This is a genomic window from Hymenobacter agri (assembly GCF_054778495.1).
Genome location: NZ_BAAGZM010000571.1, coordinates 1 through 2,754, shown reverse-complemented (window position 1 = coordinate 2,754; position 2,754 = coordinate 1). Strand labels below are relative to the sequence as shown.

Below are 2,754 nucleotides of genomic sequence, written 5' to 3'. Positions count from 1 at the left end.
GGTGCGGTGCGCACTGGGGCTGCCGTGCGCCGCATCCTCACCGAGCCGGCCGGCAAGCAGAAAGCCCGCGCCGTGGGCGTGGAGCTGGCCTCGGGCGAGATTATTCGGGCCGGGCGCATTATCTCGAACGCCGACCCGGCCAAAACCTACGCGCTGGTGGGGCACGAGCATATCAGCCCCAAGCTGCAGGCCAAGCTGGCCGGCACCCGCTATTCGGTAACGTCGCTGATGCTGTTTCTGGTGGTGGACATGGATGTGCGGGCGGCGGGGCTTGATTCGGGCAACATCTGGATGCTGCGCCATCCGGACTTGGACAAGCTGTTTGGCGAGATGAGTGCGGCCGATGTTCTGGCCGATGAGGAGTTTCCGGCGCTGTTCATCAGCTGCACGACGCTGAAAGACCCGGCCAGCTTCGACGGCCGCTACCACTGCCTCGAAGTCGTGACGTTTCTTGACTTTAAGGCGTTTGAGGAGTTCGACCAGAGTGGCGACTACCGTACCGGCGCCTACGCGCAGTTCAAGGAGCGCATTGCCGAAAAGTTGCTCCGCAGCGTGGAAAAGGCCGTGCCGGGCGTCTGCGGGCACATTGTGCGGCAGGAGCTGGGCACGCCGCTCACCAACGAATTCTACGTGAACAGCACCCGCGGCAACGTGTACGGCACCGAGAAGAGCTTTCGGCAAACGGGCCCCTTTGCGTTCCGGAACCAGTCGGAAATCGAAGGCCTGTACCTGTGCGGGGCCAGCGTGCTCTCGCACGGCGTGGCTGGCGCCACCTACTCGGGCGTGCAAACGGCGGCCCGCATCCTGGGCACCAGCATGGATGCGCAGCTAGTGCCCCAGCCCGGACAGGCCGTGCGCGTGTACGAGGCCGAAGACCCCGCTACCTGGCCCGAATGGGTGCATCAGAAGCGCCGCGACCGCGCCCGGCGGCGGGCGGCGGTAGTTGAGGGTGCCGCGCCGTTCAACGACGCGCATGTGAAACCCTGACGACTTCGTTCAACGACCAGACGCAATTATGCGTCTCTACGGCAGAATTGCGGAAAGCCGGCGCTTGCCAGGCCCGGGTGCCGCGTGCTATCTTTGACGATACTATCCTGACGCTATTTTAATGCAGGCAGGCCGTTGGTGTACCTGGCGTTGCCGCCGCAAAAAACCGGAAATATGACCACAGAACACGTTGACGTATTAGTGATTGGTGCGGGCCCGTCGGGCTCGGTGGCGGCTTCGATGGTGAAGCAGGCGGGCTATTCGGTGAAGATGGTGGAGAAGCTGCGCTTTCCGCGCTTCGTGATTGGCGAGAGCCTGCTGCCGCGCTGCATGGAAGCCCTCGACGCAGCCGGTTTTCTGCCGGCGCTGCGGGCGCAGGGGTTTCAGGAGAAGTTCGGGGCCAAGTTCGTGAAAGGCGACCAGGTGGCTGATTTCGACTTTTCGAACAAGTTTACCGAGGGCTGGAGCCAGACCTGGCAGGTACCGCGCGCCAATTTCGACCAGGTGCTGGCCGACGAGGTGCAGCGCATGGGCATTCCGCTGGAGTTTGAAACCGAAGTCACGGCCATTCAATTCGACGGCACCGCCTCGACCACCCGCGTAACCGGCCCCGACGGCGCGGAGAAAGAAATCAAAGCGCGCTTCATCATTGATGCCAGCGGCTACGGGCGCGTAATTCCGCGCCTGTTCAACCTCGACAAGCCGTCGAACCTGCCGGGGCGCAAAACGATGTTCGCGCACTGCGAAGACCCCAACCGCTTTCTGTTCGACGAGCCCAACCGCATTACCGTCATCGCCCACCGGCCCGACGTGTGGGTGTGGGTTATTCCGTTTTCGACCGGCAAAACCTCGGTGGGCTTCGTGGCCAACCCGTCGTTTTTCGAGGAATTCGAGGGCACGCCCGAGCAGAAGCTGCGTGCCATCATTCAATCGAACGACTACACCAACAAGCGCTTCGGCGACAGCGCCTTCGTGTTCGAGCCGCGCACGCTGGAAGGCTGGTCTGTGACGACTAACCAGTTTTTTGGCGAGGGCTTCGTGCTCACCGGCAACGTGACCGAGTTTCTGGACCCCATTTTTTCGTCGGGCGTGACGCTGGCCACTGTGTCGGGCCACCGGGCGGCGACGCTGGCGTGCCGGCAGCTGGCCGGCGAGGCCGTCGACTGGCAGCGCGAGTACCTGGAGCCCACCATGCAGGGCGTCAACACGTTCCGCTCGTACGTGATGGGCTGGTACGACGGCTCGCTGCAGGACATCATCTTCGCCCCGAACCCCGACCCGGAAATCAAACGGCAGATTTGTTCGGTACTGGCCGGCTACGTGTGGGACCTTGATAACCCCTTCGTGCGCCAGCACAGCCGCGTGCTCAAGCCGCTGGCCAACATCATCCGAATGGAGATGGCCGCCGCTGGTCAATAAACCGGATGGGCTTGCGCGAGTCGGCCGGGTGTTGGCGGGCCAATACCTGGGCTAGCGGCTGCACTTGCAGCGGCGGTAGCACGCGTAACGCGGCCCGCAACGCCGCCCGCAAGCGGGCAAGTACGTTGGTTTCATTGATGCCTTCGGCCAATGCCAGATTTATTTCCAGCTCGTCGGTATCCAACTCCGAGGTGCTGGCTTTAAGCACGTAGGCGGCTACTTCTGGCGCAGCATTCAGTACGTTGAAAATGGCCTGCGGGTAGAGGCTGGTGCCCTTGTATTTGAGCAGGTGCTGCCGTCGGCCCAGCACGGGGCCGAGGCGCCGGGTGGTGCGGCCGCAGGCGCAGG

At 63.2% G+C, this 2,754-nt stretch carries 2 protein-coding genes and 1 pseudogene; 2 read left to right on the top strand and 1 reads right to left on the bottom strand.

The features are described from left to right. Both ACYVDE_RS19525 and ACYVDE_RS19520 read left to right on the top strand, forming a co-directional pair. Positions 1 to 987 (top strand): phytoene desaturase family protein (locus ACYVDE_RS19525; protein WP_460503213.1); only part of this gene is annotated, 987 nt, incomplete at its 5' end. Between the two features lie 174 nt (positions 988 to 1,161). Further along, positions 1,162 to 2,406: an NAD(P)/FAD-dependent oxidoreductase gene (locus ACYVDE_RS19520; protein ID WP_460503212.1), complete on the top strand. Its 1,245-nt coding sequence runs from the start codon at positions 1,162 to 1,164 to the stop codon at positions 2,404 to 2,406. Here the strand turns inward: ACYVDE_RS19520 and ACYVDE_RS19515 are convergent. Continuing rightward, a pseudogene (locus ACYVDE_RS19515) lies at positions 2,372 to 2,754 on the bottom strand (phenylacetate--CoA ligase family protein); the annotation flags it as partial. The gene ACYVDE_RS19520 and the pseudogene ACYVDE_RS19515 sit on opposite strands and share 35 nt — an antisense overlap.